The sequence below is a fragment of the Prevotella sp. E15-22 genome (assembly GCF_023204875.1).
GTDB lineage: Bacteria > Bacteroidota > Bacteroidia > Bacteroidales > Bacteroidaceae > Prevotella.
This window is the reverse complement of record NZ_CP096247.1, coordinates 1,680,986-1,694,902: the sequence shown is the minus strand read 5'-3', so window position 1 is coordinate 1,694,902 and position 13,917 is coordinate 1,680,986. Positions and strand designations below refer to the sequence as shown.

General features: G+C 48.0%; 10 protein-coding genes. 5 read left to right on the top strand and 5 right to left on the bottom strand.

Translation table 11 applies throughout. The features are described from left to right. Positions 1 to 12: 12 nt before the first annotated feature. Complete coding sequence (locus M1D30_RS06835) at positions 13 to 2,133, bottom strand: Piwi domain-containing protein (RefSeq protein ID WP_248502272.1); 2,121 nt, start codon at positions 2,131 to 2,133, stop codon at positions 13 to 15. 168 nt (positions 2,134 to 2,301) lie between these two features. On the opposite strand from M1D30_RS06835, the gene M1D30_RS06830 reads away from it, so the two are divergent. The 5 genes from M1D30_RS06830 (at position 2,302) to M1D30_RS06810 (ending at position 6,808) form a co-directional block, all read left to right on the top strand. Beyond that, complete coding sequence (locus M1D30_RS06830; protein WP_248502269.1) at positions 2,302 to 2,538, top strand: helix-turn-helix transcriptional regulator; 237 nt, start codon at positions 2,302 to 2,304, stop codon at positions 2,536 to 2,538. Positions 2,539 to 2,560: 22 nt separating this feature from the next. Beyond that, positions 2,561 to 3,382, top strand: a complete 822-nt coding sequence (locus M1D30_RS06825) for a KilA-N domain-containing protein (RefSeq protein WP_248502267.1) — start codon at positions 2,561 to 2,563, stop codon at positions 3,380 to 3,382. 221 nt (positions 3,383 to 3,603) lie between these two features. Beyond that, positions 3,604 to 5,526 carry an exonuclease domain-containing protein gene (locus M1D30_RS06820; RefSeq protein ID WP_248502265.1) on the top strand — a complete coding sequence of 641 codons (1,923 nt, stop codon included), beginning with the start codon at positions 3,604 to 3,606 and terminating at the stop codon, positions 5,524 to 5,526. A gap of 91 nt (positions 5,527 to 5,617) precedes the next feature. Continuing rightward, the gene (locus M1D30_RS06815; RefSeq protein ID WP_248502262.1) at positions 5,618 to 6,187 is read left to right on the top strand and encodes a DapH/DapD/GlmU-related protein; all 570 of its coding nucleotides are present in this window, start codon (positions 5,618 to 5,620) and stop codon (positions 6,185 to 6,187) included. Between the two features lie 24 nt (positions 6,188 to 6,211). Beyond that, complete coding sequence (locus M1D30_RS06810; RefSeq protein WP_248502260.1) at positions 6,212 to 6,808, top strand: hypothetical protein; 597 nt, start codon at positions 6,212 to 6,214, stop codon at positions 6,806 to 6,808. 284 nt (positions 6,809 to 7,092) lie between these two features. Here the strand turns inward: M1D30_RS06810 and M1D30_RS13735 are convergent, their stop codons facing one another. From M1D30_RS13735 to M1D30_RS06795, 4 genes are read right to left on the bottom strand one after another with little or no spacing between them, the layout of a single operon-like run. Further along, complete coding sequence (locus tag M1D30_RS13735; RefSeq protein ID WP_256466187.1) at positions 7,093 to 7,218, bottom strand: hypothetical protein; 126 nt, start codon at positions 7,216 to 7,218, stop codon at positions 7,093 to 7,095. Continuing rightward, positions 7,215 to 8,636 (bottom strand): DNA methylase, encoded by a 1,422-nt coding sequence (locus tag M1D30_RS06805; RefSeq protein ID WP_248502258.1) that lies wholly within the window; start codon positions 8,634 to 8,636, stop codon positions 7,215 to 7,217. The genes M1D30_RS13735 and M1D30_RS06805 overlap by 4 nt, the downstream gene beginning before the upstream one ends. Before the next feature lie 2 nt (positions 8,637 to 8,638). After that, positions 8,639 to 8,785 (bottom strand): hypothetical protein, encoded by a 147-nt coding sequence (locus M1D30_RS06800; RefSeq protein WP_248502256.1) that lies wholly within the window; start codon positions 8,783 to 8,785, stop codon positions 8,639 to 8,641. A gap of 54 nt (positions 8,786 to 8,839) precedes the next feature. Then, positions 8,840 to 13,849 (bottom strand): InlB B-repeat-containing protein, encoded by a 5,010-nt coding sequence (locus M1D30_RS06795; protein WP_248502254.1) that lies wholly within the window; start codon positions 13,847 to 13,849, stop codon positions 8,840 to 8,842. Between the last annotated feature and the right edge of the window lie 68 nt (positions 13,850 to 13,917).

Below are 13,917 nucleotides of genomic sequence, written 5' to 3'. Positions count from 1 at the left end.
AGTTTCAATCCGTTAGAGCATCCAGAGATTATGTTTTCCAAACTCCGGCAAGTCCTCATCGTTGAAATGTGGAACGTATTCAGCTACCAATTCCGGGTATGCAATCGTAATAGGCACATTCTGCATCTTGACCGACTTCCAATAGAGTCGGCAGAATTGATAAACCTGAGTGATAATATCGATGGTATCTTCCTTAGTCAGAATGCCTCCAGTATTGGTATTTGCGCTTGTAATAGTCAATTTGATTGGGAAGAGGATGTCAGCCTTTCCATAATCGGAATATCTCTCGTTGTTGTAAAGCAAAAATTGTGTGTCTCTCAGATGCACGTATGTACCACTTGCAGGCATAAAGTCGTTCTTGCTTACATCGAACGCTATCAAATCATCATTCACGGCTGTTACCATGTTGACCACATATACAGGACATTGCAAGTCATTCTGTTTGAGCATCATTTCAATCTGCTCTCCTTCTTCGCGGCGAAGTTTCTTATAATAGTGAATAATAAGTCGGTCGGGGTTCTGGTACTCTTTACAGAATTGCCAAAGTGCTTTCTTCAAGCTCGTTCCTAAAGCTTCGGTATCTTCTGCCTGACAGCAATCGAACTCACGGAATTGTCCCTCCTTGTCGAAGCAGAAAGCAGTACCGAGGTAAGGTCTTCGTCCTTGCTGCTTAGATGCTCCAATGCCAACAATCATATCGTTTCGTTGAGACAGACTTTCCAATCCCCACGGCATACCAAACTGCTTACCTGTAATGGCTGCGGCGATGTTGGGAAGGAAATATCCAAAACTGTTGTTGTCGATATTTGGAGCGTAGATGACCTGCGACGTAATTTTTGATTTCATCAGCAGTTCTTTCATCCTGTAATATATTTCATGCAGACGCGGTTCTTGCGTGTCCTTATGAATCTCACTTATGATGATTGCTATGTAGTTTGTGCCAGGAATGAAGCGGCTGTCATCCATCAGATGTTGCTGCAATTCCTGTAGTGCCGTGTCGTATGACTTATATGAAAGACTGAGTTTGGGTACCCATGATATGGGTTGGGTAAGATACTCACCCAATCGTTTGAAAGTTCTGTTTGTACCTGTTTCTATATCGCCCTTGCATACTACGGAAGTGTCACGACCATTCTGGAAAATGTTGTAAAGACGATTGCGTGTAGCATTACTCTTCGGTGAATCCAAACTGACAAAGAAGTATTTGAATGGCTGCGGTTGAGTAAATGGGCCATGCTCAGAAAACTCATTGCGAGGTATTGCCCCAACATAGCCATCGCCGTATTTGAGGTTCTTCGCCTTGTCATCTACCATAAATATATTACTTGGTTTGACTTCAATTAAAGCACCGTTGTTCAATATATTAATGTCAAGAGCATCTTGAAACTGCGATATGACAAGGTATGTTTGGATGAAGTCTTTTACCTTCTTCATCTTGGTAGCATACTTATTTCTGTCGTATGAGCGAGGTTCTGACAAATTAAGCATCTTCTTAGTGTACCTATTTACAATAGGACATCCGCCACCATATTTCTGAAAATGGTGTTGCTTGACTTGCTTTCTGCGAAGCACTTCTGTTCCTACTACGACTTCAAAACCATGATCATCAAGGTCAACTTCATACAAGGTCTTCTTTGAACACCGACTTTCGCCACTATGGCTGACATCAATCTGCCATCCATCTGTTATGTCTTTATAGTAAGGTCTGAGAGTATATCTGTTGTAAAGGATGGCGTTTCCTTCGTCCTTGGGAATCCAAACCTCGATTCTTCCAATGAAATCGCGGCACACAGGAAACCCAAGGCCTCTAAAATAACGCACAATCTTCTGGGTCATTTCGAATCTACCTATACGACACAAATCATTCAGGTCTGCCTTGATAGAGAATTGCTCACCTCTTGGGATGTCCCGGAGTTCCTCTTCCCAGTCGGCAAGGAACACTTCCGATAGATCGTTTAAACATGGATTGTCTTTCCATAGGTTCTCGCATGAATCTTTTGCCACACGGATTGTACCATACTTCCATGTGCTCTTTTGCTCTTTGGTTAGACCTCCACATCCTGCGAAGAGATCAATTACTTTGATACTGCTGCGTCGTTCGACCGCGATGCTGTTAAAAACCAGTTTGTTCATCTTTTATTTTGGTTTATTAGAGTGCAAAAATACTAAAAAATAATTAGAAAAGTGGAGAATTCGTCATATAAAAGATATTTTTTTCGTGATTATTTCGGTTTGGTGCATGCTAATTCGGGAATTATTAGTATTTTTGCACTTGTAATATTCATCTAATAACGATTCACGATGGCGAAAAATCTGAATAGAATTAAGGCTGTCTTGGCCGACAAACAGCGCACCAACAAGTGGTTGGCAGAGCAATTGGGTAAAGACCCCGCAACAGTCAGCAAGTGGTGTACAAACAGCAGCCAGCCCCCGCTGGAGACTCTCATGCAGATAGCCCGTGTGCTGGGTGTCACGGCTGACGACCTCTTGAGGCTCGAAGAGCTACCAGCTATTGGTGCTCGTGGAGAATTACTATAATTAAAAGTAATACGAAGATACAATGGCAAAGAAGGTTACAAATATAGAAGTAAAGGACGCAACAGTTCGTACAATTAAACACGAAGGAGAGGACTTTGTTTGCATTACAGATATTGCACGCCAGAAAAATAGTAGTGACCCAAATGGCGTAATAGCAAATTGGATGCGCAATCGCAACACGATAGAATTCCTGGGTATTTGGGAACAACTATTCAATCCTTGTTTTAACCCCCTCGAATTCGAGGGGTTTAGAAAAGAGGCAGGACTCAATGCTTTCACAATGTCGCCATCAAGATGGATTGAATCAACAAATGCAAAAGGACTTGTAGCAATGGCAGGTCGTTACGGAGGTACTTACGCACGCACAGATATTGCCTTTGAATTTGCATCTTGGATTTCTGTGGAATTCAAACTTTATCTCGTCAAGGAATTCCAACGTCTCAAAGCTGACGAACAGAAGCAACTTGCATGGTCGGCCAAGCGTGAACTTTCGAAAATCAACTATCGTATTCATACCGATGCCATCAAGAGCAACCTTATTCCCGCAGAAGTAACTCGCGAGCAAGCAGCGATGAAGTATGCTGAGGAAGCCGATGTGCTCAATGTGGCTATGTTTGGTATGACTGCCAAGCAATGGCGCGAAGCAAATCCCGACAAGAAGGGTAACATACGCGACTATGCAACCATCAACGAGCTCATCTGCCTCTCGAATATGGAGAACATAAATGCCGTGCTCATCAACGACGGTATGCCACAGGGCGAAAGGCTCATCAAACTCAATCAGATTGCCATCCAACAGATGCAGGTGCTGGAGGATAATGAAGGAAGGAAATTGCTGAAGTAAAACGAAAAACTATCTAGATATGCCAGAACAACGACTACACGAACATTATTATCATCAGTCCCAATTACCATCGCATTATTCATAAGAACAATCCAAGGTTCAATCGCAAGAAGTTCCAGTTCGAGTTTGGGAATGGCGAGGTTTTGAAGCTGAAGTTGTATGAGCATTTGAAGGTATAGAGAATAAAGCAAGTAATAAATAATAACGCAAAATGTAGTTCTATGTCGATTATCGATTTCATAAAAGGTCTTTTTGGTGGAGAGCCTAATGAAGAGACTGATCAGAACGCAAACGTGGTTGAAGATAAGTCTGCAAACTCTGTTTGTTTCGTCGACAACACTCCATCTTTAGAGAATGTAGCTCGTTTTGTCATCCAAAAAGGGATATGTAAGGGGGCAGACATTCAAAGGTATTTCCAAATAGGTTATAGACTATCTGGTAGCTTGATGTCGCAACTTCAGCAGAAAGGAGTTCTTGATAACAATTATAATGTGTTGGTTGATGCCAATATTTCCGATCAAGAATTGGCTCAATTGTTAAGCAAGGAGATACCGGAAACACTTGATTGTCATTCTGCTTCATCTGCCTTCGGGTTTGAGTTAAAAGTAATCTCATCATCCCCTACAGAAATTGAATCATTCATAAAACCTTATATACCTGGGCTATCAAAATATGAGAGCTACGTAGTTTTCGATACAGAGACATCTGGATTATCACCTCAGCAAGGTCATGAGATTCTTCAGATTGGAGCAGTAAAATACAACACTCGGACAGGAGAAACCATTGATACTCGAAGTATCTACATTAAGCCATCCCCCAATTGCGTAATAGAGCCATCTGCTTTGCGTGTCAATGGTATTGACATAGAAAATTTGAAACAAACAGGCGTATCAAAAAGTCAAGCCATCAACACTTTCATCGATTTTATTGGCACATGCCCTCTTTTTGCATACAATGCACCTTTTGATATGCGATTCTTGAAATCTACATGCGAAATGGTTAACATACCTCTGCCGACAAATCCTGTGTGCGATGTTCTTGCAATGGTTAGAAAACTAGCATTGCCAACAGAAAACAAAAAGTTGGGAACCATTTCGGAACATTTTGGGTTTGAAGGAGGCTGTTTTCATGAAGCAATAAAGGACTGTGACGCTACTAATTTTGTGATTCGCCAAATATACTTCAATAACGAAGGAAAGCCTATTGGCAAATCTGTTGATGACATACATTCCAATCTCTATAGAAATGGAGTGAAGCTTGAGCCTTACATAGAGCAAAACATGTTGGAACTTGACGTTTATTCTCGCTTAACAGGTGAGTTTCTGTTCACGAAAACCATAAGGCAATGTGCCGAGAAGGGAATCTATGTGTCATATTCTACGGTAAAAGATTTAGAGGAAACTTTGTGGACAACCGATTATGGCATAAGGCTGCATGAAGATTCGATAGGAAAAATAGAACCTGATATCTATTATGGGAAACGCCTTATTGACGTATATTCCAGAACGACTGGTGAATTCCTTTTCACCAAGACATTGGAAGAATGCGCTGGATTAGCATCGTCTTTAACACAAAAGAAGATTGCGAATGCCACACTAGAAAAGAGTTGGTTAGGTGAATATGGTTTCCGAGCTCATGAAGAAGAATCACAAACGAAGATAGATCGTGACTTCACCTATGGAAAGCGGCTCATTGATTGCTATTCCAAGGATGGTGATTTCTTGAAAAGGTATGAGAGCATTTCTGACATCGTTACTGAGTTGGGCTTTGCTGGGGATAGTCCTATCAAAACCATGCTTCGCCAAGACAAGATAACGTATAATCTAAATGGCTATATTTTCATTTATGCGACGTCCGAACAACCAATTCTGAAAATCGAAGGTGCGCTAATGACGAAAGAGGCTAAGCGCCCCATTTACGTATTCGACCTTGACGGAAATTATCTCAATGTATTTTTGAAGATAACAGATTGCACAGCGACGTATGGTTTACAAGCCGAAGGTGTAAGGAGATGTTTGTCTTCTGGCAAGCCTCAGTATAATGGCTACATCTTCAGATATTCCAATACGCCTTTGAGCGAAGAAGAATTAGCAGCAGCAAAGGAGAATTATGCATATAGGGAAACGTCAAAAGTTGAGAATTAGCACATTGCATCGAAACTCCCAAAGGCTATTCGCTCAAAGTATTTGTCTGTATTAGATTGATTTAGATGTGGTAAAATGGAAATAAATAACAATGACAATACAAGAATTTCGTGATTACATGGCATCGGGCAAACCTGTCGTTGGCGGTGGTGATGTCCACATGATGTTTCATCAACTGTCGCAGGAGGCACTGAAGATAACAGCAGAGATTAACGGCAAGTATCATACTCCAGAGCAGTTGCACGATTTGCTGGAACAACTTTGGGGGCGTGAGGTCCCCAAGACGGTAGGCCTGTTCCCTCCGTTTCATACCGATTGCGGCAAGAACACTATCGTTGGTGAACGGGTCTTCATCAACATGGGTTGTAAGTTCCAAGACCAGGGCGGCATCACCATCGACGAGGGTGCACTCATAGGTCACAACGTCGTGCTGGCAACCATCAATCACGACCTTGACCCGGCCAACCGCCAGAGCATGAGCTATGCACCAATTCACATCGGCAAAAACGTATGGATTGGAGCCAATGCCACCGTTCTTGCAGGCGTGACTATTGGCGATGGAGCCGTAGTAGCTGCTGGTGCAGTAGTGACAAAGGATGTGGAACCGAATACCATTGTTGGTGGCGTTCCAGCCAAGGTGATTAAAAAGATAGAAATGTAAACAGATAAATCGGAATTTACAGCTATGGATTGGAATGAAATGTTTCATGGAATTATTGGATATCACAAAAAGACATTAGTCTCAGATGATATTGTGGAAAAATTCCCTAAGTTAAGTGGAAGGTTGTCATCGATTATTCAAGAAGTTCCCTGTACACCTAATGTCTTGTATTTATACAAGCTCAGGAAAGGGTTTTCCAAAGAGTGGAAATGGTGGGCTATAGAAATGATGGAAAAAGGATTCCAGACACCAGGCATCATTCAATTAGCAGGTGAGGATAAGAATATGAATCCCATTGAATTTTCATCACTTGTCGAAACCATTTTTCATGAATTGGATTTGGACATTAGCAATGATGATGCATTCTATCAATATGCTCTATGGGTGGCTCATCAGGTTCTCGACGGTATGATCTCAGCTGAAGAAGGCTTTAAAGAATTAACTCAAGCTGCAATAGACACAGACTATCACAAAGCCTTTTTGGAGTTCTATTATCTGGAAGAAAACGCAGACCTTTTGCGTGACCATCTACCAGGGTGCTATGGCGATGGGAATATGCGCGAAGATAATATAGAAGCATGGATGCACCAATATTTTGAAAAGTTAATCGAAAGGAACTAATGAGGGCTGTCTTTTGGGGCAGCCCTTTTTTGTATTGTCTTTTGGGTAGTAGAAATCCGGTCAAATCCGATTATTTCCGATCTTTTCCGATCGTTCGGAAATGACCGGAAATGGCCAGAAAAGTTCGGGAAAGTTCGTAAAAGTTCGGAAAAGTTCGGGAAAGTTCGTAAAAGTTCGGAAATGTTCGGAAAAGTTCGGAAAAGATCGGAAATGGCCAGAAATGACCGGAAATGGCCAGAAATGATCGGAAATGATCGGAAAAGTTCGGAAATAAAATTTGGAAATCAACTTTTCTCGCTCAGCGCGGCGAAGGGCGCAAACTGGGCGGCACGGCTCTGCATCGACATGCGGGGATGATGCTTGGGCTCGTAGTGGGGCAGATTGATGATGTCGTCGTAGTCGTGGGTCATGCCTTGTGTCCTCCTATTTGTTTGTTGCGCTCCTTGGCCGTGGCACCTTCCTCGAAGTTCAGGCCTCGGAGGATGGCGTTCTTGCCAAAGCGCTTCTTGATTTTTAACTGTACCTCCTGCATGCGGCGCTCCTTGTCGAGCTTGGCCTGCTCGGCCTGCCGCTGCTTTTCAAGTGCCTCGTAGTCGGTGAAGAGGTCGAGCTGCTGGGGCGCCTGGTCCTTGGCCACGACGGACGCCTCAGGAACCACGTGGTTGGCGGTGATGTTCATGCGGCGCACGAGTAGGTCGGCATTCACGCAACGGTCGAACAGCTGGGTGGCGCCGTCCATGATCTGTCGCGACGACGACGTGGGGCGGTCGAAGTTGAACGTGCCGTGAGCATGCTTGGGCACGGGCTTTCCATAGTGGTTGGTGGTAATCTCGCCGTGGTATTTCTCGCGAATCTCGGGGCGTGTCAGGCATTCGGCATCGTAGCTCACGGTGAGCACCAGCTGGTCGGCCACCAGATGCTTCGACACGAGGCTGAGCGCCATGCCCTCGGCCATCTCGCAAATCACCACGCGGGCTTTTCTGAAGGTGTAAGGCTCGTGCAACACCTGTCCGCTGCTCAGCGAGTTGGTCTCGGGGCGATAGGCCTTCACGGCCTCCATCGTGGCCGGTTCCCAACCCCAGGCATGGTCGATGAGCAACTCGGCATTCACGCCAAAGAGACGGTAGAGCAGTCCCTCGTTCCGAATAGACATGCGGGCCAACTTGCCCATGGTGTCGATGCCATAGATGGCCAGTTTATCGGCTATGCCGCGGCCCACACGCCAGAACTTGGTGATGGGCTGATAGTCCCACAGCTCGCGGCGGTACGACATCTCGTCCAACTCGACAATGCGCACGCCGTCCTTGTCGGCGGGCATCTTCTTGGCCATAATATCCATGGCCACCTTGCAGAGATACATGTTGGTGCCGATGCCTGCCGTGGCCGTGATGCCCGTGGTGGCCAGCACGTCGCGAATCATCTTGATGGTCAGTTCGTGGGCGGTCATCTTATAGGAACGCAGATAGGCCGTGACGTCCATAAACACCTCGTCGACGCTATAAACGTGGATGTCCTCGGGGGCAATGTATTTCAGATAGGTTTCATAAACCTTGTTGCTCACCTCAAGATAGCGCGCCATGCGAGGTGGGGCGATGATAAAATCCACGCCACGCGCCTTCTGATACACCTCAAACAATCGGGCGCGCCCGCCAATGCCGTAGGCCTTCAGCGAGGGCGAGACGGCCAGGCAGATGGTCTTCTCCGTTCGACTGGCATCGGCCACGACGAGGTTGGTGGTCAGCGGGTCGAGCCCTCTGTCCACGCACTCAACCGAAGCATAGAACGACTTCAGGTCGATGGCTATATAGGTGCGCTGTGCCTCTTGCATAATTACCAGACCTCCTTTTCGTCGTCAATCGGGTCGCCGCCGCTGGGAAGGTCGAGGGATTTTTGATCGCCTGGGCTGCCTGCCAGTAACTTTGTACGATGCTGCAGCTTGACAACCTGAATGTTGGGTGTGATATATTGCTTTTTCATAATTCTTTTTTTTATCCCTGTATTATAGCCGCCCTTATCAAGGGGCTCTAAATTTTACTTGATTACTATCTTACGTCCATTATTAATATATAGTCCCTTCGTGGTCGGCTTGCCGTCCAGCTTGCGACCATCGAGTGTGTACCACGCATTGTCATTCGTGTCATTCGTGGTTGAAGAAATACCCGTGGTTTCGTCGAGCGTCATCGTCAGCCCTCGGGCCTGTGCGTCGCCGTCGATTCGCAGGTACGCCTTGCGGGCGGGCATATACTGGGCGGTGTACGGGAAGAATCCGAAGTTGCCGCTCTGCTTACCCATGACGTAGAATGTGCCGGTGCCCAGCGCCGACGTCGCCGTGCGGATGTCCGTGCCGTGCAGGTCGTTGGCCACCGTGTTTTGTGCAGCCTCGCTGCTCGCCATCATACTGATGCTGTTGTCATCGCCCACCAGGATGACCGCCGTACCCTTGGGAATCACCTTGCCCAGCTTGTGCAGCGTCAGCCGTGCGTTCCCCGCATCGTATTCAGCCGTATAGGCCCATGCGTTCTCGCCCTCGTCAATCTTGTAGCCCGTGTGTCCGCAGTAGAATGTCGTCCAGTAGTTGCCGTTGGCGAGGTTGGCAGCAAGGTCGAGGTGCTCGGTATAGAGGTAGAGCGTCTTTTCGGCAATGTCGTTCTTCTGGTCGTCCGTCAGCGTGCCGCTGTAGGTATTCGTGCCGTCGGTCAGCGTCTGGCCGTCGGCTACCTTGACGGCACCGCTGTAACTTTCAGCGGTGATGTAGTCGGTGGCGTTGCTCAGACCGAGGATGATGGTGCCGCTATAGGAACAGATGCCAGGGTCACCGGTACTGGTTACCTTGCCACCATTGATGGTGACGTCGCCGTCGGAGCAAATGCCGGTGGTGTTGACCGTGCCGCCGTTGATGGTGACGCCGTCGATACCATAGATGCCAACATCGCTGGTGCTGGTGACAGTGAGAATGCCGGTGCCAAGAGCCTGGCCGTAAATGGTCAGGGAACAGTCGCCATCGATGCCATGGCTATTGCCGCTTGCGGTCATCGTCTTGCCGTCGGCGAGGATGAGGTTCACGTCGCCATCGAGGGTAATCTGGCCCGTGTAGTTGACGTTATCGTTCACCACATACCAGCCGCTACCCAGCGTCGTCATGGTGTTGATTAGCGGGATGGCGACAACATTCTCGTGCAGTGTGCCAGTGGCATCGACATACGACGTGGCGACGGTGGGATAGACGATGGTAAACGTCGTCTCTTTTGAGTCCGAGTAGTTGCCCTTGCCGGTGATGGTGGCGGTGGCTGTTCCAGCGTTGACGTTATTGCTGTAAGCCACCTCGTAATCCGTGCCAGGAGCAAGCGTTGTTTCTCCGTCAGTTACGACTACATCTGGTTCGATTGCCAAGCCGGTATAGGTTTGGTCAGCGATATTGGCGATGCTGATGTCTTCACTGGTCACGGCTTTCGGGGCGATGGTCACCTCGATAGAACCTAAAACATCGTTATGATTGTCATCGCCTACCACCTTATAATATATGGTATAGGTTCCAGCATTCGTTGCTGTTGGGATGTCCTCTGAATAATTTTCGCCATCAAGGCTGTAAAGCAGGGTTCCGAAGTCTGTAGAACCTGCATTCACCAACGCCGGTGCCGAGCCCTTATATACAAGGTCTTCGACTGCAGTCGGAGCATTGACAGTGGGTGTAGCCTTTTCAATGGTGAACGTTGCAGTAGTCTCGCCTGCATAGTTGCCCATGCCGCTGATGGTATAATTATAACTACCAGCGTCCTGAATCGGGCCGTTTGGAGCTGTTACAGTATAGTCGGTATCCAGTGTAAGCGTTGTCTCGCCGTCCGTCACAGTAATTTCGGGTGTCAATTCGTCGCCCGTATAGGTCTGCTTTGGAATGGTGATGCTGATGTCTGCGTTCGTCATCAACTTCTTCCACTTAGCGTAGAACGTCTTGTCGCCCATCGAACCTTTTGTGATGGTGGTTGTAGCAGCAGTGGTGAATTCTGCATCGCTAAACCAGCCGCAGAACAGATAGCCTTCCTTGCTGGGATCGTTCAGTGTGAAGGTTTCCGTGTTGATGGTATAGAAGGCGGGGTTGCCGTTGATGCCGTCGCCATCGCCTAGGTGGTAAGTTATGGTGTAGGCAGGCTGAAGGGTCTTGCCGTTGAGGGAAGCCGTTGTCATGAGCGTCCCGATATAAAAATTTCCTTCGCCGTCGGTCATGGCCTTGTCGAAGATAAAGGTTCCCCAGTAACTGTCACCTCGGATAAAGTCGCTGGTTTGTCTCCAGCTAAGGTGAATCGGCGCATCCCAGCTGCCGATGGCAATTGAATTATCGTTATAACTATGGGCTGTCACCTGACCGCCAAAGATAGAGATAGTACCACTATAGTAACCAACAAAACTGCCGATAGTAGCTATATTATTTGCGCCGCTAGTGGCCGTGATGCGGCCGCCATAGATGTTGATGGCGCCACACTTTTTGCTGGATAAACTGGCGCCTATGGCTGCATTGATACTATCACCATAGGCTATCAGCGCGCCTGTTCCCTGGCTCTGCTGGAAGATGTTCAGCGTGTTGTTTTCGTCCACAACTATTCCTTTCTCGGCTGTCAGCGTTGTGCCGTCTCCGAGAATCAGGCTCACCGTGCCATATACGTTGATGCGGCTGCCGACGGTGGTGTTCTCCCCGACAAAGAAGGTACCTTCGGGCAGCTCGGTATAGTCGCTCTCCATAGGTGTATAGTCTGTGAAGTCAGTGACAGTCTGTCCGCTGGCGTCGATATAGCTGATGGGCGCCACGGCGGTCCACTTGGCATAGAGCGTGAAGTTGGTGGTGACAGCCGAAGAGAAGTCGTAAGCATCGCCGCTGAAGTTTTCGTCTGCATACCAGCCGGCAAACTTATGGTTAGGCTTCAGCGGCTTGCCGGGCTCGGTGATGGTGTTTCCGCTAAGGATGGTCTGTGCTGTCACCTCAGTGCCGCCGTTACTCTGGAATGTGACGGTGTAGGGAGTGCCCCTGGTTGGCACTATTCGTTGTCCGTCACTGTTCTCCGCCGTCGCTACAATGGGGGTTTCGTCGAGCACGAAGTTCTTGTCGAAGACGACGGTACCCTCGAAGCCTTGTGTCTCGATGAAGTCGGCATCGCTGCGGCACCAACCGAGATGGATGGTTGCACCTGAGCCGCCAATGCCTGTGCCACCTGTGCCATTACAGCTTGCCGTAATCTTTCCACCATAGATATTGATGGTTCCAGCTGTGCCCCCGTATGCCCTGCCGATGCCCGCAGACTTAAAGCAGGCTGTGGCATTGATTACACCACCGTGGATGGTGATGGTGCCAGCCTTGACGGGAGTACCAGTGTCTTGAGAAAATTTTCGATATCTGTCGCCTCCGATAGCTGCATGCAAATCGTTTGTTTTACTGTCATGAATGGTAGCCATCAGCGTACCCGTATTGCCGCTCTGCGAGTAGATAGTCAACGAGTTGCCGTCGGTCACGCTGATGCCTGTTTCGGCGGTCAGTGTAGCCCCGTCGCAAAGAACGAGGTGGACATCGCCGCTCACCTTGATGCGGTCGGTCACGGTAACGTCGTCACTCACAACATACCAGCCCGACTGTATGGTGGTAGTAGTGCTGGTTATGATAAAGGCATTGTCTTGATTCTCGGGCAGGGTAGCCGTTGCAAGTGCCGTACCGTCATATTTCTCGAAAGTCAGGACATGTACATTGACCGTCTGGCTGCCGGTGAAAGGGGCTTTTCCGGTAACAGTCAGCGTATAGACACCAGGTGCCTGCATCCTAGCTGCGCCAGTGTAGCTAAATGTATAGTTGATGCCATGAGTAAGCACCTGTCCAGCGCTGTTACGCACTATGGGTCTAACGGCACTGCCCGTATAGCGATAAACTCTCTGGATGATGGCATCCGAGATGTTGAAGCTGAAGGCGTCGGTCCACTTGGCATAGAGCGTGAGGGGGCCTGTCACCATTTCCGTGAAACTGTAGAGATTCTGTAAATCGCTGTCGATATACCATCCACTGAATACCTTGCCTTCTTTTGTGGGTACTGTCGGATTCGTGGCTTTGGCGCCGCTGGCAACATACTGGGTGGGGACTGCACTGCCGCCGTTGCTATCGAATGTCACGGCATAGATTTCGACTGGTGAGAGGCGGGTATTGGTGAGAGCCAGTACGTCAGAGGCATTTGCCGCAGCGTAATAGTTACCCTTGCCATCGGTGAAGGTCTTTCCTTCGGCAATGGTCAGGGAAGAGCTATTAGAAAAGCTATTAGAATAGCTGTTTGCCTCAATAAAGTCGGATAGATTCTTCCAGCTCAGCGAGATGCCGCTCGTACCAATAACACCTTTATTGCTACCCCAAGCGGTCAGCTGACCTCCGTTGAAAAAGACACGAGACGCCTTTACGCCAAAACTCTCAGAAACCACGCCTTCCCACAGGCTAGTTCCAGTAGCCGAGGCGTTAATCACGCCGCCATTGATAGTCACATTTTCATATACACGTAGTCCACTAGCATCTTCGCCACTGGCGCTGGCTGTAATCTTTCCGCCATTGATGGTGAGGTAATCAACAAGGATGGCATCATGATTCCATCCGCTGGTAAAGACATTCAACTCACCTGTGCCGCTCGCCTGACCATAGACGGTAAGGGTGGGTGCTGTTCCGTCTATTCCCCTTTCACTATCTAATGGACTCTCGCTGCTGCCGATGTTCATTTGGCCGCCGTCTGCCAGAATCAGGTGGCATTGGCCATCTGCCAGTAAAACGGTGCTGGTATAGTTGATCGTACTGTTGACCACATACCAGCCAGGCTGCAGGCTCGTCTCGCTGCCCGTCAGCACCGTCACGTTATTCGCCGTCTGCGGTTGACCATTCTCATCGATATAGCTCACGCCATTGATGGTCTCCGCCCACGCCGTCTGTGCGGTCATCGTGAGCAGCATCACAAGCAGCAGCATCGCTGCCCGCCTCGTTGCGCCCAGCCCCGAGGCCAACGGCGCGAAAATGTCTTTCTTAATACTCATAGTTATTGTTTATTTTTGATTATCTATTTGTTTCGTAGGGTATAAATATGACCTCAAACTTTCTCATC

Coding starts and splice junctions, on each gene's coding strand:
- M1D30_RS06830 (WP_248502269.1), top strand. CDS start 2,302: ATGGCGAAAAATCTGAATAGAATTAAGGCTGTCTTGGCCGACAAACAG.
- M1D30_RS06810 (WP_248502260.1), top strand. CDS start 6,212: ATGGATTGGAATGAAATGTTTCATGGAATTATTGGATATCACAAAAAG.
- M1D30_RS06815 (WP_248502262.1), top strand. CDS start 5,618: ATGACAATACAAGAATTTCGTGATTACATGGCATCGGGCAAACCTGTC.
- M1D30_RS06835 (WP_248502272.1), bottom strand. CDS start 2,133: ATGAACAAACTGGTTTTTAACAGCATCGCGGTCGAACGACGCAGCAGT.
- M1D30_RS06800 (WP_248502256.1), bottom strand. CDS start 8,785: ATGAAAAAGCAATATATCACACCCAACATTCAGGTTGTCAAGCTGCAG.
- M1D30_RS06805 (WP_248502258.1), bottom strand. CDS start 8,636: ATGCAAGAGGCACAGCGCACCTATATAGCCATCGACCTGAAGTCGTTC.
- M1D30_RS06795 (WP_248502254.1), bottom strand. CDS start 13,849: ATGAGTATTAAGAAAGACATTTTCGCGCCGTTGGCCTCGGGGCTGGGC.
- M1D30_RS06825 (WP_248502267.1), top strand. CDS start 2,561: ATGGCAAAGAAGGTTACAAATATAGAAGTAAAGGACGCAACAGTTCGT.
- M1D30_RS13735 (WP_256466187.1), bottom strand. CDS start 7,218: ATGACCCACGACTACGACGACATCATCAATCTGCCCCACTACGAGCCC.
- M1D30_RS06820 (WP_248502265.1), top strand. CDS start 3,604: ATGTCGATTATCGATTTCATAAAAGGTCTTTTTGGTGGAGAGCCTAAT.